Genomic DNA, 21951 nt, shown 5'->3' with positions numbered 1-21951 from the left:
CGAGGCCCGATGGGGTACGCAAGCGTAGGTTGCAGCAACCTACGGCTACGGAACCGGAGGTTGCCAGCTCCGCGTGGGATGTGAGCTACATCACATTTGATTCCAGCCCCTATCCTTGACCGAGTGTCCGAACCGTCAGTCGCCGAGCTGCGCTCCCGTCTCGACGACCTGACCATCCGCGACGCCGACCGGTTGCGCCGGCGCCTGCGCAATCTCCGCGGCACCGAGCCGGCCCAGATCGCGAAGATCGCCGAGCAGGTCGCGGCAGCGGAAGCCCTCGTGCTCACCCGTCAGGCCGCCGTCCCGGCCATCACCTATCCCGACCTGCCCGTCAGCCAGCACCGCGATGAGCTGGCCAAAGCCATCAGCGAGAACCAGGTGGTGGTGGTCGCCGGTGCGACGGGCTCGGGCAAGACCACGCAGCTGCCCAAGATCTGCCTGGACCTCGGTCGCGGGATCCGTGGCACCATCGGCCACACCCAACCCCGGCGGCTCGCGGCGCGCACGGTCGCGCAGCGCATCGCCGACGAACTCGGCACCCCGCTGGGCGACGCAGTCGGCTACACCGTGCGCTTCACCGACCAGGCCAGCGATTCGACCCTGATCAAGCTGATGACCGACGGCATTCTGCTCGCCGAGATTCAAAGAGACCGCCGCCTGCTGCGCTACGACACGCTGATTCTCGACGAGGCACACGAGCGCAGCCTCAACATCGACTTCCTGCTCGGCTATCTGCGTGAGCTGTTGCCCCGCCGCCCCGACCTCAAGGTCATCGTCACCTCGGCCACCATCGAGCCGGAACGGTTCGCGGCACACTTCAACGATGCTCCGATCGTCGAGGTGTCGGGGCGGACCTATCCCGTCGAGATCCGGTACCGGCCCCTGGAAGTCACTGTCAGCGGCGCAGACGACGACTCCGAGGATCCCGACGATCCCGATCACGAGATCGTGCGCACCGAGGTGAGGGATCCGACCGAGGCCATCGTCGACGCGGTCCGTGAACTGGAAGCCGAACCGCCCGGTGACGTGCTGGTGTTCCTGTCCGGTGAACGCGAAATCCGGGACACCGCGGAAGCACTGAAGGACCTGCGGAACACCGAGGTGCTGCCGCTGTATGCCCGGCTGCCCACCGCCGATCAGCAGAAGGTGTTCCAGCCCAGCCGCACCGGCCGGCGAATCGTGCTGGCCACCAACGTGGCCGAGACCTCACTCACCGTTCCGGGCATCCGCTACGTCGTCGACCCCGGCACCGCGCGCATCTCCCGCTACAGCCGTCGCACGAAGGTGCAGCGCCTGCCGATCGAGCCGATTTCCCAGGCGTCGGCTGCCCAGCGGGCGGGCCGCTCCGGGCGAACCGCTCCCGGCGTCTGCATCCGGCTGTACTCGGAGCAGGATTTCGAATCCCGGCCCCGCTACACCGATCCGGAGATCCTGCGGACCAACCTGGCCGCGGTCATCCTGCAGATGGCCGCCCTGCAGCTCGGCGAGATCGCGGAATTCCCCTTCCTGGACCCGCCGGACGCCCGCAGCATCCGTGACGGGGTGCAGTTGCTGCAGGAACTCGGCGCGTTCGACACGCAGGGCGCGCTGACCGACGTCGGACGGCGCCTGGCCCGGCTGCCGCTGGACCCGCGCGTCGGGCGGATGATCCTGCAGGCCGACACCGAGGGCTGCGTGCGTGAGGTGCTGGTGCTGGCGGCCGCGCTGTCGATCCCCGATCCGCGCGAGCGCCCGACCGACCGGGAGGACGCGGCGCGGCAGAAGCACGCGCGCTTCGCCGATGAGCATTCGGATTTCATCTCGTACCTCAACCTGTGGAACTACCTGCGGGAGCAGCGAAACCAGCGTTCCGGCAGTGCGTTCCGGCGGATGTGCCGGGAGGAGTTCCTGCACTACCTGCGGATCCGGGAGTGGCAGGACCTGACCGGCCAGCTGCGCAGTATCGCCCGCGACATCGGGATCCGCGAGAGTGACGAGCCTGCCGAGCCGGCGGCCATCCACGCCGCACTGACCGCCGGCCTGCTGTCCCACGTCGGGCTGCGGGAAGGGGAGTCTCGTGACTACGCGGGCGCGCGCAACTCCAAGTTCGTGCTCGCGCCGGGCTCGGTGCTGACGAAGAAGCCGCCGCGCTGGATCGTGGTGGCCGATCTGGTCGAGACGAGTCGGCTGTTCGGCCGCATCGCCGCCAAGGTCGAACCCGAGGCGATCGAGCGGGTGGCCGGACATCTGGTGCAACGCAACTACAGCGAGCCGCACTGGGAGGCCAGGCGGGGCGCGGTGGTGGCGTTCGAGCGGGTCACGCTCTACGGGCTGCCTCTGGTTCCGCGCCGGAAGATCGGATACACCGAGATCGATCCGGAGCTGTGCCGGGAGTTGTTCATCCGGCATGCCCTGGTGGAGGGGGACTGGCAGACCCGGCACCACTTCTTCCGCGACAACGCCCGGCTGCGGGCCGAACTCGAGGAGATCGAGGAACGGGCCCGTCGGCGTGACCTGCTGGTCGGCGACGACGACATCTACGCGCTCTACGACGCCCGCATCCCGGCCGACATCGTCTCCGCCCGTCACTTCGACGCGTGGTGGAAGAAGCAGCGGCACAAGACACCTGACCTGCTGACCTTCACCCGCGACGATCTGCTGCGGTCCGAGGACGGTGCGGACAACCCCGACACCTGGCAGACCGGCGATCTCGAACTGCCGCTGACCTACCGGTTCGAGCCGGGGGCCGCCGACGACGGCGTCACCGTGCACGTGCCGGTCGGCGTGCTGGCCCGGCTCGGTGGTGACGGCTTCGCCTGGCAGGTACCGGCTTTGCGGGAGGAACTGGTCACCGCACTGATCAAGTCACTGCCGAAGGATCTACGGCGTAACTTCGTCCCGGCTCCCGACACCGCGCGGGCCATCCTGGGTGACATCGATCCGTCCGCGGGGTCACTGCTGGACGAGATCCAGCGCGAACTGCGCAGGCGCAGCGGCATTCTGGTGCCGATCGACGCGTTCGACCTCGGCAAGATACCGGACCATCTGCGGATGACCTTCGCCGTGGAATCGGCCGACGGCAAAGAGGTGGCCCGCGGCAAGAACATCGACGCGCTGCGCGAGCAGTTGGCCGTGCCCGTCGCCCAGGCTGTGGCCGAGGCGCTGGGCGGCGACCTGGAACGCACCGGGTTGCGGGCCTGGCCCGAGGACCTCGACGAGCTGCCGCGCACGGTGGAGAACGTCAGTGGCGGGCACACCGTCCGCGGATACCCGGCCTTCGTGGATACCGGAAAGGCCGTCGACATCAAGGTGTTGGCGAATCCGGCCGACCAGTCCGCGGCCATGCGCCCCGGTCTTCGCCGGCTGCTGCGGCTGACCGCGCCGTCGCCGGTCAAGGCGATCGAACGAGGCCTGAGCACCCGGACCCGGCTTGCGCTCAACGCCAATCCCGACGGCACGCTGGCGGCGCTGCTCGACGATTGCGCCGATGCGGCCGCCGACGTGCTGGTTCCCAAGCCGGTGTGGACGAAGGCCGAGTTCGCCGGCATTCTGGCCCGGGCCGGCAAGGAACTCGGCCCCACCACGCAAGCCGGGGTGACCCGGGTCGAGAAGGTGCTGGCCGCCGTGCACGAAGCGCAGGTCGCGCTGCCCGACAAGCCGTCGCCCGCCCAGGCCGATGCGGTCGCCGATGTCCGATCGCAACTGGATCGCCTGTTGCCCAAGGGTTTCGTCACAGCGACCGGCATTGCGCGGCTGAACGACCTGACCCGATACGTCACCGCGATCACCCGGCGGTTGGAGCGGTTGCCGCAGGCACTCGCCGCCGATCGGGAGCGGATGTCGCGGGTGCATGCCGTCGAGGATGCCTATGACGAACTCGTCCAGGCGCTTTCGCCGGGCCGGGCGGCAGCCGCTGACATCCGTGACATCGCATGGCAGATCGAGGAACTGCGGGTCAGTCTGTGGGCCCAGCAGCTCGGCACCCCACGGCCGGTCAGCGAGCAGCGCATCTACAAGGCGATCGACGCCGTCATCAAGTAGTCAGGCGATGGTGTGTTCGATGCGGCCGATGTCGTCCAGGGTCAGGGTGAGGGTGTCCCCGGGGCGCAGCCAGTGACCCGTCTCCATGCCGCTTCCCCCGGGAAGTGTCCCGGTGCCGAAAAGTTCACCGGGATAGAGCGGTTCACTGCGTGACGCGTGCGCCAGCACCTCACCCAGGCTGTGCTGCATCCCGGCGCTGCTGACCGTGCTGACCACCGCCCCGTTGAGGGCGACGGAACCGGTGAGGGCGCCGACCCGGGGCAGGATCTCATCGGCGGTAACTGCGGTGTCCGACATCGAACTGGCGAAATGTTTGGACTTCTGCGGCCCGAAGCCGCTGAGCATCTCCGGACGCTGCACATCGCGGGCGCTGAAGTCATTGAGCACGACGAACGCGCCGATCGCCCCGGCCGCTTCCTCGGGTGTCGCATTGAACAACGGTGCGGCGAGGACGAATCCGATCTCCAGTTCGAAGTCGAGCGCCTGCGAATAGTCCGGTATCGCAACCGGCGTGCCGGTCGGCACGAAGGTCTGCGCGTTGGACATGTAGTAGATCGGCTGCCGGTAGAACAGCGGCTTGGGTTTGAACTGCGGCACCGGGCGGCCGGTGACGCGTTCGTACAGCGACGTCACCCGGTACAGGCCGGGATGGAAGCGCCGGATCAGTCCGCGAGCGGCGTCGATGTTGTGCTGCTCGTAGAGCATGAAGTCCCGGAACGACAGCGGCTGGAACGGCAGCAGATGGTCGCTGTGCTGCAGCTGACGTTCGGCCGAGGCCGCGAGCCACGCGTCGTCGAACACCCGGCCGCCGAGCGGCGCGATGTCGGAGTGCGCAGTCCAATTGCCATCGGAATCAAGCGCTTCCACACCCAGTCCGGTGGCCGTGCGGATACGACGCAGCTTCACCGGGCACATCCGAGTTGCCTGCGCAGGAACGCGGTGACATGCCCGGCCACCACATCGGGTTGTTCGAGCCAGGGCCAGTGGCCGGTCCCGGGCACCGGCTGGACCTCACAGTTCCGGAAGATCCGGCGGTACTCGTCGGTTTGTGCGAACGGCACATAGCGGTCATCGGCACCCCACACCACCAGGACGTCGCCTCCGTAATCGGCGAGCCGATCGACATACGGGGCAAGGGCATTCGGACCGGTGGACCGGTACAGCTTCACCACCGCATCGGGTGTGCCACGGGCGAACATGTGCTCGGCGATCGATTCCAGCGCATCGGGCGGCAGCCCCGGGTCCCGCATCGCGAGCACGCGACGTAGAACGGCCGGGTTGCCGACCCGCGACAGTGCCTCGGCCAGCACGGGTGTCCGCCACAGCTTGGCAGCGAAGTGGTTGATCACCACCGGGGCGTTGATCAACGTGATGCTGGCGACCGAGTCGAGATGGTCGACGGCCCACGCGAGTGCCCAGGGCCCGCCGAAGTCATGGGCGACCAGATGCGCGCGTTCGACACCGAGTTGGTCCAGGATCGCGTCGAGGTGTGCCGCGTAGGCAGCCACCGTGTACGGCCACTGGGCCGGCTTGTCGGCCGCGCCGAAACCAGGCATCTCCGGGGCGATCACCCGCGCGAAACCGGCGACCGGCGTCAGCAACCGGTCCCACCTGGCCCCGGCGTTGTTGCCGTGCACGAACACCACTGCTTCTGATGCTTGTTGCCGGTCCGGGCCTGACGGACCGGCAACAAGCACCGGCGACCGCACCCCGTCGACAGCCAGCGTGCGGTGTTCGGCAGCGCTGTCCATCAGCGGGATTTTACGGTCGCGCAACGCCTGCCGCGCGTTTTCAACCGATCATTGCGTACCCGTCGCCACCCACGGCGCGCGCTCGGCTTCCACGTCGTCGAGAACCAGTTCGGCCACCCGCGACCGGTGGGCCTCCGCACTGCCCAGCAGCGCGGCATCGGTGGTGGCTCGCTTGAAGTACAGATGCGCCTGGTGTTCCCAGGTGAATCCGATCCCCCCGTGCACCTGGATGGTGTCGGCAGCAACCTTTGCGAACGCCGCCGACGCGGTGGCCTGGGCGATGCTGGCCGCCAGCGCCGGGTCGTCGGTGCCGTCGGTCAGTGCCCACGCCGCGTGATAGGTCGCCGACCGGGCGTGCTCGAGATCCACCAGGCAGTCCGCCAGCCGATGCTTGACAGCCTGGAAGGAGCCGATCTGCCTGCCGAACTGCAGTCTCGATTTCGCGTATTCCACGGACAGATCCAGCAGATGCTGTGCGGCACCGACCTGTTCGGCGGCCAGCAGTGTGGAGGCCACCTGGAATGCGTGGGTGATGACGCGGTCGGCCTCGCCGCTGCCGGCCACCAGTTGCGCGGGGGCCGCGGTCAAGACGACGGTGGCCTGCGGCCGGGTGAGGTCGAGCGTGGTCAGCGGGTTCCGCTGCACGCCAGGGCCCGTCGCCTCGACCGAGTACAGAGCCACGCCGTCGGGTCCCGTGGCGGCCACCAGCAACACATCTGCCGCGTCGCCGTCCACGACGCGTTCGACCGTGCCGGTGAGTGTCCCGTCCTCGGCGACACTCACATTCACCGCGGCGGGATCGAAGGCGCCCGCCCGATCCGGGACCGCGAACGCCGCCGTGCGGGTGCCTTCGGCGAGTGTGCCGAGGAGTTCGTCGCGCACCGGACCTGCCGAGGAGGCGACCAGCGCCGGGATCGACAGCAACACGGTGCCGAACACCGGACCGCAGGCCAATGCCGCGCCGAGTTCCTCGACCGCGATGGCCTGGTCGACGAGTGTGCCGCCGGCTCCGCCGTCGGCCTCGGGAACCGCCAGGCCGAGCACGCCGAGCTCGGCACCCAACCGCGCCCACACCGACGGATCGAACCGGGGTTCGGACTCCATCAGGCCCCGCACGGTCTGCTCGTCGAAGTTCTCGGCACAGAACTTGCGGACCGCCGTCCGCAGCTGGGCCTGTTCGTCGGTGAACGTGAACTCAGAATCAGCCACGCGGGATCTCCTTCCACGGCATACCGGCATCGGCCCGCAGATCGCCGGGCAACCCGAGGATCCGTTCGCCGAGAATGTTGCGCATCACCTCTGACGTGCCGCCTTCGATGGTGTTGGCCTTGCTGCGCAGAAAACGCTGCTGGATGGGGCCGCGCCAGTCGGTGCTCTTCTCATCTTCGTCCCGGTCGCCCGTCCCGTACCCGTGATACAGGATCCCTTCGGGCCCAAGAAGATCCATGCACCACTGGTAGATGTGCTGGTTGAGCTCGGCGCCGACGAGCTTTCCGATCGAGCCTTCGGGACCCGGCCCGCCGACGGTGGCGGCCGCACGCGACCGCTCGGCGGTCAGGCGCTGGGCCTCGGAGCGCAGCCAGAGCTGGGTCAGCCGATCCCGCAGCACCGGAGTCCGCAGATCCGGGCGTGATGCCCACAGCGCCACGGCATCCGAGATGGTCCCGGCGCCGCGACGGTTGCCGCTGCCGCCGAGCGCGCTGCGCTCGTTCATCAGCGTCGTCATCGCCACGTTCCAGCCGTTGCCGACCTCCCCGAGCCGATGAGCGTCGGGAATGCGGGCGTCGGTGATGTACACCTCGTTGAACTCGGCCTGGCCGGTCATCTGCCGCAGCGGCCTGGTCTCGACGCCCGGCCCGTGCATATCCAGGACGAAGTAGGTGAGGCCTTTGTGTTTGGCCACATCGGGATTCGAGCGGGCCAGCAGCAGACCCCAGCGTGCCCGGTGCGCCAGGCTGGTCCACACCTTCTGGCCGTTCAGCACCCACTCGTCACCGTCGCGGACCGCGGACGTGGCCAGCCCGGCCAGGTCCGATCCTGCGCCCGGCTCGGAGAACAGCTGGCACCAGATGTGTTCGGTGCTCGCCAGCGGGCGCAGCCAGGACTTCTTGAGCTCCTCGGACTGAGCGTGTTCGCGCACCGTCGGGGCGGCCATGCCGTAGCCCATCGGATTGAGGCCCAGCGGTATGGGGCCGCCGGCGCCCTGCAGGATGCGGTCGGCCACGGCCTGCAGACCGCGCGACACCCCGAGACCGCCGAGGCCCTCGGGGAAGTGCACCCAGGACAGGCCCGCGTCGTAACAGGCGGCCAGGTACTCGGGGATCGGGACTTTCTTGGGGTCGTGGTCGGCCACGACCCGGCGGGCGAGGTCGGCGACCCGGTCCGCATCAGCGACGCTGCTCATCCAGCCACGATAGGGAAAGGGATTCAGCGGCCCGCGCGCGGGCGGTAGCGTCACCGGTCATGGACCGAAAGCGCGTGGTGATCGCCGGGCTCGGTGACACCGGCGTGCTCACCGCGATCCGGTTGGCACGCCGGTTCGACGTCGTCGGCATCTCGGTGAACCCCGGACTGGTCAGCGGTCAGGAGCTCGGCACGCGGCTGGCCCGACCCGATGACTGGGCACGCAATTACTGGATCGGCTTCGACCGGTTCCGCGAACTCGATCGCGTCCGTACCGTGCACGGCACGCTCACCAGCGCCGACTTCTCGGCCCGCACGGTCAGCGTGCGTGAGGCCGACGGGAACGAGCGGGTGGAACCCTATGACGCGCTGGTCATCTCCACCGGTGTCACCAACGGCTTCTGGCGACAAGCCGTTCTGCAGTCCGTGGGGGATGTCGATTCCGGGCTGCGGACCGCGCACGAGCGGTTGGGTTCGGCAGGGTCGGTCGCCGTCATCGGCGGCGGGGCAGCGGCGGCCAGCAGCGCGGCCAACATCGCCGTCCGGTGGCCGGATACCAGGGTCGGCCTGTACTACCCGGGCGAACACCCTCTGCCACAGCATCATTGGCGGGCCCGCAAGCGGGTCGAAGACAGGTTGGCGGCCGCGGGCGTGACGCTGCACCCCGGACACCGGGCAGTGGTGCCCGAAGGTTTCGACTGCGCGGCCATCACGTCCGAACCCGTTCACTTCAGCGGCGGCCAGGCGCCGGTGCAGGCCGATGCCGTGCTGTGGGCCATCGGCCGGGTGCGGCCCAACACGGCCTGGCTGCCCGCCGACGTCCTCGACGAGCGCGGGTTCGTGCGGGTGACACCGGAACTGCGGGTGCCCGGGCACGACGACGTGTTCGCCGTCGGCGATGTCGCGGCCACCGACCCGCTGCGCTCCTCGGCGCGCAACCGGGCCGACGGACTGCTCGCCCGGAACGTGAGTGCCTACTTCACCGGCGGCCGCATGCGCGGTTACCGTCCGCCGGCCAGTCGCTGGGGATCGGTACTGGGTGTGCTGCCGGACGGGCTGGAAGTGTTCGCACCCAACGGGTTTGCGTTCCGATTCCCGTCCTGGTCCATCGAACGGGTGCTGCAGCCGTGGATCGTCCGCCGCGGCATCTACCGTGGCGTGCGGTCCGACGATCAGTACATGGTCACCAACGGCTGATCGACCGGCACCACGTAGGTGGACAGCATCAGGGTCCGCACGGTGCCGACGTTGTGTGCGTTGTGGACGACGCCGGGCGGGATGAGGAACGGGTCTCCCGAATGCAGGTGCTGGGTCGGCCGGTCATCGAACACCATGTCCACGTCTCCCTGGACGATGTAGCCCACTTCCGGCCCCGGATGACTGTGGCGGCCCGACTCCTTGCCGACCGGGATCTCGAATCTGGTCTGGACGATCTCGAATCCCGGCGTGGGAGCCGCGGAACGCTGAAGCTCGGTGCGCGACACACCCGCGGTCGGGTCATCGGCGAGCGCGGCCGGCGCGGTGATCAGAGCGCCGGTCGCGGCGGTGGTCAAGGCGAAGGCGGCCAGGGCGAGGCGTGTGCGTGTCATGCCTCCATGACACTCGCCTCAGTCCATCGAGTCCAACGATGCTTTTTGATGAAAGTCATCAGCATCAGTGATGACTCTCTCTGGCGTTACGTACGCGATCGCTACCGCGGCAGCGCGACGGGCACCGTCTGCAGGCCGGGATATACCGGAGCGGGAGCAGCCGGCGCCGGAACCACACCTGGCACCCCCGCTACTCGGGGCACCCCGGCCACTCCGGGCACCTGGCCGGGTACTCCGGCCACGCCAGGAACCGCTGGTGTAGCTGGGGCTGCTGCCACTCCGGGGACCTGACCGGGCACCGGCGCGACCTGTCCGGGCACTCCTGGTGCCGGAGCCGCTGGTGCCGGCGGGGCAGCCGCCGCTGCCGCGTTCTGGCTGAGCACCCGCAGCAGGTCGGGCTTCATCTGCTGCAGCTGCGATCCCCAGTAGTTCCAGTTGTGGGTGCCGTTCGACGGGAAGTCGAACTTCGCGTTGCGCCCGCCAGCGGCCACGTACTTCTGCTGGAACTCCTTGTTGGAGTTGATGGTGATGTTCTCCAGGAACTGCGCGCTGTACAGCGTGCCGAAGTTGCCGCCGGAACCGTCGAGTTCGGAGGGAACGCCGTTGCCGCAGTACACCCAGATCGCGGTGTTGTTGGCCACCAGCCGGTTGATGTTGACCATCGGGTCGTTGCGGCGCCAGGCGGGATCGTTGGAGATGCCCCACATGTCGGTCGAGTTGTAGCCGCCGGCATCCTTCATCGCGAAGCCGATCATGGTGGGCCACAGGCCCTGTGACGGATTCAAGAACCCGGACAGTGCCCCGGCGAAGATGAACTGGGCGGGATGCCAGATGGCCAGGGTCAGCGCCGCTCCGCCGGACATCGACAGTCCGACGACGGCGTTGCCGGTAGGCGCCACGTCGCGCTTGGCGGCCAGGTAGGCCGGGAGTTCCTGGGTCAGAAAGGTTTCCCACTTGTAGGTGGTGGTGCCCGCGCTGCCGGCCGCAGGCCGGTACCAGTCGCTGTAGAAGCTGGACTGCCCGCCCACCGGCATGACGACCGAGATGCCCGACTGGTAGAACCACTCGAACGCGGCGGTGTTGATGTCCCAGCCGTTGTCGTCGTCCTGGGCGCGCAACCCGTCGAGCAGGTACAGCGCGTGCGGACCACCGCCCTGGAACTGCACCGTGATGTCGCGGCCCATTGCGGCGGACGGCACCTGCAGGCGTTCCACCGGCAGCCCGTCGCGCGAATACGCCGCAGCGGTCGGTGCCGGTCCGGCCATCACCAGTGCCGGCAACATCAACCCTGCCATCGTCGCGGCCGCCACGCGCCGGGACATCCGACCGAACATTCTCAGTCTCACACCGGCACGCTAACAACGCCTGAGTAGCGCCTACCGGGGCCGCGCCTGGCGTAACCCCTCCGTTATCAAGGTGATTCGGTTCCGATGCCGGAGGCCCGGATCGGCGCCACTCGCGCGGTGACCGGCCGTGCGCCCGTCGGAACTGACGGCTGAAGTACCCCGGGTCTGCCATGCCCACCCGCGCGGCGACCTCGGCCACCGAGAGGTCGGTATCGCTGAGCAGGGCACGAGCCCGACTCATCCGGCGCTCGTTGATCCACTCGCCGACCGTGCGCCCGGTCCGCCGGCGGACCAACGTGGTGAGATGACCCGCTGTCATTCCGACCTCGTCGGCGACATCGCGCAACGACAGCGGCTCCGACAACCTGCGGTCGATCGCTGCGAACACCTCGGCCAGCAACGGCTCTCCACTGCGCCGCAGGTCGCCGACCACGTCGTCGGCGAGACGCGCCAGGTCGATGAGCAACAGGGTCAGATGAGCCAGCGCGGCCTGACGATAGCCCTCCCGCCGGCCGGTGAGCTCCGCCTCGATCGATCGGATCGTGCTCTCCCACAGCGGCTGTCGATCGGTGGGGATGTGCAATTGCAGTAGTCCACCGGACTTCCCGTGGATGAACGGGAACAGCAGCGGGTGGGCCTGCCAGGTGGGCCATGGCGAGCCGGTGTCGTAGCCCAGCGCGGCGGGGTCGAAGTACACGCCGATCCCGTCGGACTCGGTGGTCAGCGGACGAGGGTCGATCACCTCGCCCGCTGCCACCACGTAGACCACCGCGTCGGTCGCCACGTACCAGAGCACCGGGAAGTCGTGGATGTGCGGACGGTGTTCGGGGAGGTCGGCGCGCCGGCCCCTTGTCACCGAAACCGGCGGGGCGTCACGGTCGGTCCAGTACCGGTAGACGGGGACGCCATCGCGGTGGCGGACCAGGCGGGACACGTCGGACATCACACCAAAGATAATCCTGATTCGCCCAATCTTCGCCCAACTATCCTTGCCCGATCCGATGAATCATGGAATTCATGACCGAACATCGTCCACATCTCCTGAAGAACCGGCATGACTACCTGCCTGCCGCGGGTCATGACGCATTCCTGCCCGGCTACGACCTCCTGACGCGGATCCTGGGGATGAATCCCGCCTACCGCGACCTGGTCGCGCAGGCCGGAATCGCAGACGGCCAGCGGGTCGTCGAAATAGGTTGTGGAACAGGCAACCTCACCGTCCGCGCCAAGAAGGCATGTCCCGGCGCCGACATCGTCGGGACGGACCCCGATCCACGGGCGCTGCGGCGGGCGGAACGAAAAGCCAAGGGCATGACCGGTATCGGGTTCACCCGGGCCTACGCCCAGGAATTGCCGTTCGACGACGGCGAGTTCGACCGGGCGCTGTCGTCGATGATGCTGCACCACCTCGACGAAGCCACCAAGATCGCGGCCGCCCGTGAGCTGTTCCGGGTGCTGCGGCCAGGCGGCAGCCTGCACGTCGTCGACGTGCGCGGCGACGCCCTCTCCCGGCTGTTCGAGGATGCCGGATTCGATTGCGCGGTGGTGGGATCCGGGCACATCCGGCTGGCCGGAAGGCTTACGTATCTCCGGGCGACTCGTCCGGCGTGAACGCCGCGGGGTCGGCGAGCGGGATGAGCAGGCTCGACGGCGCGCTTCCGCCCTGCCGGATCCGGTAGGTGCCGCCGGCCAGGGCCTGGCGGGCCGGCTGGGTGGGCACCAGGTGGGGGAAGTCGTAGGTGGTCAGGGTCAGCCGTAGCCGATGGCCCGGTTCGATCAGCGCCCCGGTGGGGAAGATCTCCAGGTCGTAGCGGGTCAGCTCACCGGGCACCACCGGCTCGGCGGCCGCGCGGGTGCTCACGTGATGCGGCCGGATGACCGTTCCGTCCGGCGCGTACCAGGTCTTCTCCGGATCCAGCGCCCGGTGCGATCCGAGCAGCGCGCCCTGGGTCAGCGGTCGGCTGGCCCCGTCCGGTGCCACATCGTCGAGGTGTGCCACCCACAGGGTCTCGGTGCTGTCGGCCGTCGCCTGCACGGTCAAAGTGACCGGTCCCGCGATGAGTTGGGCTTCGGTGAACTCGGCGGTGGTGTAGGTCAGGGCCTCTCGCTGAAGCCGGCGGTTGTCCAGGTCGTAGCGGATTCGCCGGCCCGCCTGGCCGGCCATGAAGCTGCCCATCCCCAGGGTCCACTGCTCGAGGCTGCGACCCGATATCGGACCACGCACCGCGTAGCGCAGGATGGCATCGGTCTGCTCACCGGCCGGTTCGGCGGCGAGGTGCCCGCCCTCGGCCAGATACAGCCGCGTCGGCGTGGCCTCGGGGAACGGATAGTCCTGTGCCTGGAACCAGGCCTTGCTGCCGATGGCCTGGAAGCGGATCGGCGAACCCGTGACCGCGGCATCGGCGTCGTCCTTGAGCCAGCGGTCGAACCACCGCAGCTGCAGCGCATGCAGATGCAGACCGTCCAGATCCGAGACGTGATACCAGGGGCCCATGATCAACTGCACCCGGTCGGTGAGCGGCTGGCCGGGCTCCATCGGAGCGTTGGTCGGTCTACCCGTGTAGGCGTTCTGCAGCGCGGCGTAGTTGAGCGGGGCGCCGCGCTGGAAGGCGTCGTGCCAGCCTCCGACCAGGAAGACCGCGACCTTGTTCTCGGCGATGTCGGGCAGCACGTCCGAGGCCCGCATGGTGTCCCAGAACGGACCGTCGAAGGCGGTGTCCCCGCCGGCTGTGGCGTCGCCGATCATGGTGCGGAAGTACTGGCGCTGGTCACGCCCGCGCTGGCGGACCGCGGCCAGGCCACCGACCCGGGGCCGCTCATGAGCGCCGCGTTTGGCGAACTCCAGCGCCGGGTTGACCACGTTGAGCAGTGAGTAGACCGCGCCGTAGGCCCGCACCGTGCGCATGTGCGGTACCCCGCCCATGGTGACCACGTCGCGGTAGAAATCGTTGGCGGCCATCACCGGGAAGATCGCCTTCAGCGGTGAGTCGGGGCCGACCGCGGCGGCGGTGAGAAGCTGGTTGATGGCCAGGTAGGAGATGCCGAACATTCCGACCCTGCCGTTGGAATTCGGCAACCGCGCAGCCCAATTGACCAGATCGACACCGTCCTGGACCTGGACGGCGCCAAGCATCTCGAACGAGCCGCCCGATGCCCCGGTGCCCCGCACATCGGCCATCACCTCGATGTAGCCGCGCCGGATCAGGTACGGGGTGGCCCCGCCGCCGATCTGGGCGGCCGGTGGCGGGGCCTTCTTGCCGTAGGGCGTGATGGACAGCAGCACCGGGAACGGTCCCACTGCCGGCGCGCCGGTCTCGGGGACCGTCGGATAGTGGATGTCGGCACGCAGCACCGTGCCATCGGAGGCGCGGATCGCGACGTTGTGGTGGACTCCGACGCCGTAGCGGGCCGCCGGGGCCGTCCAGGCCGGTTCGAGCGGTGACGGGTTGCGTTTACGGGCGCGTGCCGCCGATTGTCCGGCCACCTTGGTGCCGCGGTTGCCTCGGACCGTCTGCCACTGGTTCGCCATCCGTCCTCCTTGACGTGTCGGCCTGGCACCACGGTATCCAGTGGGCCGAACATCGTGCCGACGGACTACCCGGCCATGAACTCCGAGTAGGCCGAGGCCAGTTCGGGTGACAGTCCGGTCACGTTGCACGCGCGCTGCGTGTCCCCGATGGGCGCCAGGATGCCCCGCAGGTCGTGGTACTCCTGCGGGTTCGCGGTGAAGTACCCGCGCAGCGTGGCCGCGGCCTGCGGACGCGGCTGGTTGAACGCGGTGGTCACGGCCCGGTTGGCGCCCGGGTGGCTGTCCAGATAGGCGCGCGCGGCGCCGGTGGTGCTGCTGACTGTGCCGGCCACCCCGCTGGCGCTGCAGTCGGGTGCGGCGGCTGCCGTCGGCGCGACGATCATTGTCGCGGCCACCCCGCCGAGCAGGCCGGCGGCGCAAGCGCCGGCAATTCCGCGGCGTGCGGTGATACCAGTGAATTTCATGATCATTTTCCTTTGGGATTCTGGGATTCTCATCGGTTCGCGATTCTCGATCGCTGTCCCCGGCCCGAATTCGAAAGTAACCGCGATGAGGTCGAGCAAAACATCTGCGCTGTGAAACGGCTGTGACGGGTGTGGTGGTGTTACCGCCTGCGCCGTGAATTACGCCTCAATGCCGCCGAATTGCGGGCATTGATCTTGAAATGCCTCAGAGACCGGACGCCATTCTTAATTGATCGTGATCTGCGGCGCCCGATGTAGTGACCGAATCGTTATCCGGGAGACGCTCAGCTAACTGATCCGTTCATCGCTTGAGAGTTAGCCCGGACAGCGAGTTGCGCAGCCCGCCATCGCGGTAGATCTGCACACCTGCCACGGCCAGCATCACCGCAGCGGTTGCCAGATGCACGACGGCGTCGGTGGTGTTGTTGGGGAAGGCGAATACGTAGGCCACCTGGTTCGAGAAGAACGCCCAGATTCCCGGCAGGGCTCCGGCCACCGCGGCCAGGAGGAGATAGAGCACGGCCCAGGATTTTCGCCGGCACAACACCAGGCCGGGCCCGAACAATGCCAGGCCGGCCACCGCATGCCAGCCGTTGTAGTCCATGCCGAGAATGGGGGTGGTCGGTGCGTCGGGGCCGATCGCGAAACTCGGCTCGGCAATGAAACCGATGATTGCCTGCACCACGTGGAACAGCGAGATGATCAGCAGTCCCCACTGGGCGAAACTCCACCTGCGCATGTCGGGACGCTACGTCTACTACAGCGTGTAGTCAACGATGCGGCCGTATGGTCAGGACGTGGAGATCCGTACCGCCACGGCCGATGACATCGCCGAGATTGCGCCGTTCTTCCGGGCCATCGTCGCCGACGGCGAAAGCTACACATACCCCGATGACCTGACCGACGAGCAGATCCAAGAGCTCTGGCCGGCTCCCGCGCCCGGGCACACCATCGTCGCCGTGGTCGACGGGGCCATCGTCGGCACCGCGCGGATGGGGCCCAACAAACCCGGCCGTGGCGACCACGTCGGCACCGCGAGCTTCATGGTCGATCCGGCCTCGTCGGCGCGGGGCACCGGCCGGGCCATGGCGCGGTGGGTGATCGATTGGCACCGGGAGAACGGTTACCGGGCAATCCAGTTCAATGCCGTGGTCGAGACGAATACCCGGGCGGTCGCGCTCTGGCAGGACCTGGGCTTCCGGATCATCGGCACGGTGCCGAGGGCCTACCGGTCCCGGACCCAGGGCCTGGTCGGGTTGCACATCATGTACCTGGAGCTGTGAGGAGTCACCAGGTGTCGACGAACCGTGAACGGGCCGGGGGACGTTCGTGCTCCGCAGCCGCGGCCAGCGTGGCGGCGATCAGCCCCCGGGTCTCCGCCGGGTCGATGACATCGTCGATCTCGAACAGCGTGGCGGAGTTGAGGGCCCGTGCGTTCTCCTCGGCCGCCGCGGTGGCGGCCCGTACGGCCTGCTCGCGCTCGTCCTCGTCGGCGATGGCCTCCAGTTCCTTCCGCAGGCCCAGGCGGACGGCTCCCTCCAGGCCCATCGGGCCAAGGTGGGCACCGGGCCAGGCCACCGTGAGCAGGGGCTCGTGCAGGCTGCCCCCGCACATCGCCTGTGCCCCAAGCCCGTAACCCCGCCGCAGGATCACCGCGACCAGCGGCACCGTGAGCGCCGCACCGGCGATCAGCAGCCGTGAACCGCGCCGCACCAGGGCTTCGGCCTCGGCGGCCGGGCCGACCATGTAGCCGGGGCAGTCGACCAGGGAGACGACCGGCAGGCCGAATGCGTTGCACAGCTGCAGGAACCGGGCGGCCTTGTCGGATGCGGCGGCCGTGATGGCACCGGCCATCACCGTCGTGTTGTTGGCGATGATGCCCACCGGCCTGCCGTCGATGCGGGCCAGGGCCGTCACCATTTCCGGGGCGAACTTCTCCCGCAGCACGGTGACCGAGCCGGTATCGGTGAGCGTCTCGATGATCGGCGCGACCGGGTAGGCGCGCCGGGCGCGTTCGGGAACCATTGTGCGCAGGGCTGTTTGGTCGGCAGTGGGGCCGGGTTCGGCCGGCCCGGTGAAGTAACCCATCAAGGTCCGGGTGGCCGCGACCGCGTCCGCCTCGTCGGCCACCACGACATCGACCACACCATTGCGCGCCTGCACCGAGATCGGGCCGACGTCGTCGGGCGCGACATCCCCGAGGCCGCCGCCGGCGATCATCGCGGGCCCACCCATCCCGATGGAGCTGTCCTGGGTGGCGACGATCAGGTCGGCCGCACCGGCGATCACCGCATTGCCCGCGAAGCACCTGCCCTTGACCACAGCGATTCGCGGCACCACGCCGGACAGCCCCGCCCACAACGCGAATGCGCGGATCTCCAGGGACGAGACCGTCGGAATGTCGGTGTCGCCGGGGCGTCCGCCGCCGCCTTCGGCGAAGAACACCGTCGGCAGCTTCAGCCGCTCGATGATCTCGAACAGCCGGTCCTTCTTACGGTGGCCCAGGGCGCCCTGGGTACCGGCCAGGACGGTGTAGTCGTAGGACAGCACCGCGCACGCGGCGCCGCCGATCCGTGCGGTCCCGGCCAGCAGACCGTCCGCGGGCGTGCGTTCGACGAGATCGTCGAGGGCGCGACGTTGCCGTTGAGCCGCGATCGCGAACCGCCCGTACTCGACGAACGATCCCTCGTCGACCAGGTCGGCGATGTTCTCCCGCGCGGTGCGGCCCCCTGCCGCGTGCCGGCGGGCCACGGCATCGGGCCGGCCCGCGTCCTGCGTCAACGCCCTTCGGCGCAGCAGTTCGGCGAGATCGTCGCGGAGCGGTTCGTCGGGCATCGGCAGGCTCCTGGAATAGCGGGCGTGCGGTCGGAGGTTGCGCACACATGTGACCGCCACCTCATCTAACCCGTTCGATCCGCACGAACTCCTGGCCGAGGCCCGGTTGGGCGTGTTGGCCACCATCAAGGCATCCGGGATCCCGCAACTGTCACCGGTGACACCGTTCTACGACCGGGCCGCCGGCGTCATCTACGTCTCGATGACCGAAGGCCGCGCCAAGACCGTCAACCTGCGGCGCGATCCCCGCGCGGCGCTGGAGGTGACCAGTGCCGACGGCTGGGCCTGGGCCACCGCCGAAGGGCCGGTGACGTTGACCGGCCCGGGTACCGATCCGCACGGCCCCGAGGTCGAGGCCCTGGTCGACTACTACCGCAGCGCGGCGGGGGAGCACCCTGACTGGGATGAGTACCGGTCGGTGATGGTGTCCGATCGCCGGGTGCTGATGCGGCTGACCGTCGATCGGGCGTACGGGGAGAAGCTGCGCTGACTCAGCCGACCGGAATCTCGGCCGCGATCCGGTCCAGCACCGCGGGATAGCGGTTGGCCTCCCGGTGTGCCCCGGGCTTTCCGCTACTCACGACCGCGGCCGACAGGCTGCGTTGCGGGTCGGCCCACACCGCGATGTCGACCAGCCCGGTGTGCCCGAACGCGCCCTCGGTATTGCGGCCGAACGGCCCGAAACGCTTGCCGCCCAGCATGTATCCGGTGCCCCAGCGCATCGGCTTGAGCCCGGTTGCCACATCCGGTCGCATCCGCCGGGCCGGTGCCGTCGCGGCCTGCAACGTCTCCGGCTTCATGATCCGGACCCCGTCGAGTTCGCCCCCCCGGCGCAGGATCTCGGCGAACCGGGACAGCTCGTCGGCGTTGGAGACGGTGGTCGACGACGGGATGACACTGGTCAGGAACAGCGGGGTGTTGCTCAGCGGGATGATGCGGTCCAGCGTCCCGCCCACGGCGGCCCGGAACGCCGCGGCGATCGGTGCGGGCAGCGGCTTGCCCGTGACGTGGCTGGGTGCCACCAGCGGAACCTCTTCTGCTGCAACGCCGTAATTGGTCCACCGGAACCCCAGCGGGTCGAGGATCTCCTCGGCCAGGATGTCGCGGATGTTGCGGCCAGTGGCCGCCGAGACGATCTCACGGACCAGCGGACCCCAGGTCAGACCGTGATAGATGTGCACGAGGCCGGGCCGGTACACCGGTTTGAGCAGGGCGAGTTGCTCACGGGTGTACTCGCTGTCGTCCACGCGGGTGACATCGGGCCGCGGTCCGGTGTGGATCGGCACGCCGGCGCTGTGGGTGATCACGTGCCGGATCGTGGTGCGGTCCTTGCCGTGGCTGGTGTAGTTCGGCAGGTAGTCGCAGACCCGGTCGTCGAGGGAGAAATGTCCCTGCTCGACGAGCATGTGGACCACGGTCGTACTGATCGCCTTGGCCGCCGAGTAGACGCAGAACGGGGTCGCGGTGGTGACCGGAATCTTCTCGGCGTCCGGCGCATCGTCGGGGCCGTTGCCCCAGCCGTGGCCGATCGCGCGGTTCAGCACGGTTTTTCCGTTGCGCCGCAAGCACACTTGGATGGCCGGGTGCAGGCCGGCCCCGTACCAGTACCGGACGGATTCCCAGATCCGCTCGACGGCCCTCGGGTCGATCTCCGAACGGTCCTCGTCGCCGATGTCGGTGACGGCGTCCAGGTCGGAGGGGAGGGCGATCTTGCCGGTCGGCGCTTGTTGGCTCATTCGCTCTTCCTGGTCAGGGTCGCGGAAAGGTGGTGCTGCAGTGGCTGTCCGACGGCGCCCATCTGCAGGTCGTAGGTCAGTTGGTCTCCGGCGACCCGGACGGAACGCGACAGTGCCGCAACATTTTTGGCCGACGCGGTCAGCCCGATGGTGGTCGCGGAAAGGTCGAGGTCGATGCGCCCGTCGACGACGCGCACCGTGCCCTCCTGGATCTCGGTGATGCCGGTCGGATGCGCGAGCACCCACTCGACCCGGCCGGGTGCCGGGACCCGGAGATATCCGGTCTCGGCGTGCAGCGGCCGGCCGTCGTCGCGTGCCCTGGTGCGCTGGCTGTAGGCCAGGAACGGCTTGCCGACGTGGCCGAAGGTGATCTCTTCGAGGTACTCGAACGATTCGATCGTCGGATACTCACCGGCGCCGGGACCGGCCCAGGTACCGAGCAGCGGAGCCAGCACGGTCAGGTTCGGGTGGAGGTCGGGCACAACGACAGGGTACGGCGGCGGCATGGCTGGGCCCCATCGCGTCGCGTCGGCCCAGGTCAGCTCGCGGTGTAGGCCTCGGCGGTGCGATCTGCCGCGGCGCGGGCCTGTGCCGGATCCTCGCCGGCCGCCAGGTCCGCCTGGTACCAGAGTTCACTCGCCGTGGTCATGAAGCCACGGCCCTCCTCGCCGGCCGCCCACGCCGCGCCCTCCTCCGGCGTGATGCGGTCACCGCCAACGAGGTATCCGGCCAGGCCGAGAAGTGCCGAGTCCCAACCGACTCCGACCGCTCCCGGTCCGAACTGCAACCAGAACTCGTCGTCGTCGCCGGAGTGCATGATGTGGTCCAGCGTGAAGGTGGCCCGGTCCTCACCCGCGGCGGTGATGGTGACCTCGACCCAGCTGGTCGCCCCCATGGCCTCCCATGTGGTCGTGAACGAGCGCGGCGGATCGCAGCTCAGCACCTCGCCGGACGCGTTCCCTTCCAGCTGGAAACGGCCTCCCAGCTGCAGGTCGCCCGTGACCGGCAGGAACCAGCGGGGGATCCGTTCGATGCTGGTGCAGGCATCCCACAGGTCGGCGGCGTCGGTGTCGTAGGTCTGGCTGACGCTCACGACGCGCGCCTCACGGGCCTCGAACGTCTTGCGGCCCACGCTGCGGCGGACTGCGTTGAGCTGGTGTTGGACGTCGATCACGGGGAAGCCTCCTTGTTCGTGGTTCTTCTTCGTTCACGTTTGCCGCGCGCGATCTCGGTCGCCAGGGCATCCAGGTGCGGTGTCCAGTTGCGCCGGAACCGCTCCAGCCACTGGTCGACCTCGCGCAGCGGCGCGGTGTCGACGCTGTACAGCCGGCGGGTGCCCTCAGCTCGAACGCTCGCGAAACCGTTGTCCCGCAACACCTTGAGGTGTTGCGAAACCGCAGGCTGGCTGATCTCGAACTCGGCTCGGATCACGTCGGTGATGGCACCGGATGACATCTCACCCGTCTGGATGAGCTCGAGGATCCGCCTGCGCACCGGGTCTCCGAGGATGTCGAAGGCGTGCACGGGACCCAGAGTAGAAGTTGTTACTTATATAAGTCAAGACTGAACCTTGCACCGCGACCGACCGTGTCTGTACGCAACACGCCGCGAAACTGCGACCATTTGGGGTCGCTCGCGGTTACGACGTGTGCGCGATGACCATGGCCTGGGCGGTGGGTTCATCCAGTTGCGCCTGACGCGCCCGCTTGGTCGTCGCGTACACGGTGAAGCCCGATGCCTGAAGCGCCGCGCATACCGGGGCGATGTCGTGGCGGAGGAACGTCAACGCCACATCCCGGCCGAACGCGTGGTCGTAGACCGCCGTCTCGCCGTCGGTCTGGAAACCCAGCAGCAACCAGCCCGGATCGGTCAGGACCCGGCGGTACCCGGTGAACAGCTCAGGCAGTGCCTCGGCGGGAGTGTGGATGATCGAGTACCAGGCGCACACCGCATCGAAGGTCCCCGGCTCGAACGGGAGGTCGAACATGTCGGCGGTGTGAAACCGCACCTCCGGCCACTGTTGCCTGGCCAGGGCGATCATCGCCGCGGATCCGTCGACACCTTCGGTGCGCAACCCGCAGGAAGCCAGCTCGGCGGCGGCCTCCCCGGGCCCGCATCCCACATCGAGGGCGCTCGTACCGCCGGACCGGACCGCCAGGTCCGCGAAGGACCGCAGGACCGCACGATCGAAGGGGCGGGATTCGAACTCGCCGGCGAACGTCCGGGCGTACTCGTCGGCGATCACGTCGTACTGCTCATATGCCCGGCCACCCACCGC

20 protein-coding genes and 1 pseudogene are annotated in these 21951 nt (G+C 68.6%); 5 read left to right on the top strand and 16 right to left on the bottom strand.

The genetic code is table 11. The annotated features are described in order from the left end of the window. Positions 1-123: 123 nt before the first annotated feature. Positions 124-4020: an ATP-dependent RNA helicase HrpA gene (hrpA, locus tag TX88_RS01440; protein ID WP_044514094.1), complete on the top strand. Its 3897-nt coding sequence runs from the start codon at positions 124-126 to the stop codon at positions 4018-4020. Here the strand turns inward: hrpA and TX88_RS01435 are convergent, their stop codons facing one another. From TX88_RS01435 to TX88_RS01420, 4 genes are read right to left on the bottom strand one after another with little or no spacing between them, the layout of a single operon-like run. Beyond that, complete coding sequence (locus tag TX88_RS01435) at positions 4021-4926, bottom strand: fumarylacetoacetate hydrolase family protein (RefSeq protein ID WP_044518985.1); 906 nt, start codon at positions 4924-4926, stop codon at positions 4021-4023. Beyond that, positions 4923-5771 (bottom strand): alpha/beta fold hydrolase, encoded by an 849-nt coding sequence (locus TX88_RS01430; RefSeq protein ID WP_044514092.1) that lies wholly within the window; start codon positions 5769-5771, stop codon positions 4923-4925. The genes TX88_RS01435 and TX88_RS01430 overlap by 4 nt, the downstream gene beginning before the upstream one ends. Positions 5772-5819: 48 nt before the next feature. Next, positions 5820-7010 (bottom strand): acyl-CoA dehydrogenase family protein, encoded by a 1191-nt coding sequence (locus TX88_RS01425; protein ID WP_084621755.1) that lies wholly within the window; start codon positions 7008-7010, stop codon positions 5820-5822. Further along, positions 6973-8175 (bottom strand): acyl-CoA dehydrogenase family protein, encoded by a 1203-nt coding sequence (locus TX88_RS01420; protein ID WP_044514089.1) that lies wholly within the window; start codon positions 8173-8175, stop codon positions 6973-6975. Before TX88_RS01420 ends, TX88_RS01425 begins: the two co-directional genes overlap by 38 nt. Positions 8176-8234: 59 nt before the next feature. Between TX88_RS01420 and TX88_RS01415 the strand changes: the two genes are divergently transcribed. After that, positions 8235-9371 carry an FAD-dependent oxidoreductase gene (locus tag TX88_RS01415; RefSeq protein WP_044514086.1) on the top strand — a complete coding sequence of 379 codons (1137 nt, stop codon included), beginning with the start codon at positions 8235-8237 and terminating at the stop codon, positions 9369-9371. Here TX88_RS01415 and TX88_RS01410 read toward each other — a convergent pair. The 3 genes and pseudogenes from TX88_RS01410 to TX88_RS33040 all read right to left on the bottom strand — a co-directional run. Further along, entirely contained in the window at positions 9347-9763 is a 417-nt protein-coding gene (locus TX88_RS01410) for a cupin domain-containing protein (RefSeq protein ID WP_044514084.1), read from the bottom strand. The two genes, TX88_RS01415 and TX88_RS01410, sit on opposite strands and share 25 nt — an antisense overlap. Before the next feature lie 101 nt (positions 9764-9864). After that, positions 9865-11085: an esterase family protein gene (locus TX88_RS01405; RefSeq protein WP_084621955.1), complete on the bottom strand. Its 1221-nt coding sequence runs from the start codon at positions 11083-11085 to the stop codon at positions 9865-9867. 121 nt (positions 11086-11206) lie between these two features. After that, positions 11207-12052, bottom strand: a pseudogene (locus tag TX88_RS33040) (helix-turn-helix domain-containing protein); the annotation flags it as partial. A 74-nt stretch (positions 12053-12126) separates the two neighbouring features. Between TX88_RS33040 and TX88_RS01395 the strand changes: the two are divergent. Further along, positions 12127-12720, top strand: a complete 594-nt coding sequence (locus TX88_RS01395) for a class I SAM-dependent methyltransferase (RefSeq protein ID WP_044518984.1) — start codon at positions 12127-12129, stop codon at positions 12718-12720. Here the strand turns inward: TX88_RS01395 and TX88_RS01390 are convergent. The 3 genes from TX88_RS01390 to TX88_RS01380 form a co-directional block, all read right to left on the bottom strand. After that, positions 12689-14638 carry a CocE/NonD family hydrolase gene (locus TX88_RS01390; RefSeq protein WP_209446941.1) on the bottom strand — a complete coding sequence of 650 codons (1950 nt, stop codon included), beginning with the start codon at positions 14636-14638 and terminating at the stop codon, positions 12689-12691. The two genes, TX88_RS01395 and TX88_RS01390, sit on opposite strands and share 32 nt — an antisense overlap. A 65-nt stretch (positions 14639-14703) precedes the next feature. Next, entirely contained in the window at positions 14704-15102 is a 399-nt protein-coding gene (locus TX88_RS01385) for a heme-binding protein (RefSeq protein ID WP_044518982.1), read from the bottom strand. 301 nt (positions 15103-15403) lie between these two features. Continuing rightward, positions 15404-15841 carry a DUF4383 domain-containing protein gene (locus tag TX88_RS01380; RefSeq protein WP_044514078.1) on the bottom strand — a complete coding sequence of 146 codons (438 nt, stop codon included), beginning with the start codon at positions 15839-15841 and terminating at the stop codon, positions 15404-15406. 58 nt (positions 15842-15899) lie between these two features. On the opposite strand from TX88_RS01380, the gene TX88_RS01375 reads away from it, so the two are divergent. Then, a complete protein-coding gene (locus TX88_RS01375; RefSeq protein ID WP_044514077.1) occupies positions 15900-16385 on the top strand; it encodes a GNAT family N-acetyltransferase in 486 nt (161 codons plus the stop codon). 4 nt (positions 16386-16389) lie between these two features. On the opposite strand, the gene TX88_RS01370 is transcribed toward TX88_RS01375, so the two are convergent. Further along, positions 16390-17937, bottom strand: a complete 1548-nt coding sequence (locus tag TX88_RS01370) for an acyl-CoA carboxylase subunit beta (RefSeq protein ID WP_044518981.1) — start codon at positions 17935-17937, stop codon at positions 16390-16392. Between the two features lie 49 nt (positions 17938-17986). Between TX88_RS01370 and TX88_RS01365 the strand changes: the two genes are divergently transcribed. Then, a complete protein-coding gene (locus tag TX88_RS01365) occupies positions 17987-18427 on the top strand; it encodes a PPOX class F420-dependent oxidoreductase (protein WP_044514075.1) in 441 nt (146 codons plus the stop codon). A 1-nt stretch (position 18428) separates the two neighbouring features. Here TX88_RS01365 and lipE read toward each other — a convergent pair whose 3' ends face one another. The 5 genes from lipE to TX88_RS01340 all read right to left on the bottom strand — a co-directional run bounded on the left by lipE (position 18429) and on the right by TX88_RS01340 (position 21948). Continuing rightward, positions 18429-19673, bottom strand: coding sequence for a lipase LipE (lipE, locus tag TX88_RS01360; protein WP_044514072.1), 1245 nt, complete (start codon positions 19671-19673; stop codon positions 18429-18431). Next, complete coding sequence (locus TX88_RS01355; protein ID WP_210742446.1) at positions 19670-20179, bottom strand: peroxynitrite isomerase; 510 nt, start codon at positions 20177-20179, stop codon at positions 19670-19672. Before TX88_RS01355 ends, lipE begins: the two co-directional genes overlap by 4 nt. A gap of 32 nt (positions 20180-20211) precedes the next feature. Continuing rightward, positions 20212-20847, bottom strand: a complete 636-nt coding sequence (locus tag TX88_RS01350) for an SRPBCC family protein (RefSeq protein WP_044514071.1) — start codon at positions 20845-20847, stop codon at positions 20212-20214. Then, on the bottom strand, positions 20844-21197 hold the full coding sequence (locus TX88_RS01345; RefSeq protein ID WP_044514069.1) for an ArsR/SmtB family transcription factor: 354 nt from the start codon (positions 21195-21197) through the stop codon (positions 20844-20846). Before TX88_RS01345 ends, TX88_RS01350 begins: the two co-directional genes overlap by 4 nt. A 115-nt stretch (positions 21198-21312) precedes the next feature. Continuing rightward, positions 21313-21948, bottom strand: a complete 636-nt coding sequence (locus TX88_RS01340) for a class I SAM-dependent DNA methyltransferase (protein ID WP_044514068.1) — start codon at positions 21946-21948, stop codon at positions 21313-21315. Positions 21949-21951 lie beyond the last annotated feature (3 nt).

The sequence above is a fragment of the Mycolicibacterium septicum DSM 44393 genome, assembly GCF_000455325.1.
Taxonomy (GTDB): Bacteria; Actinomycetota; Actinomycetes; order Mycobacteriales; family Mycobacteriaceae; genus Mycobacterium; species Mycobacterium septicum.
This window is presented reverse-complemented; position numbering and strand designations above follow the sequence as displayed.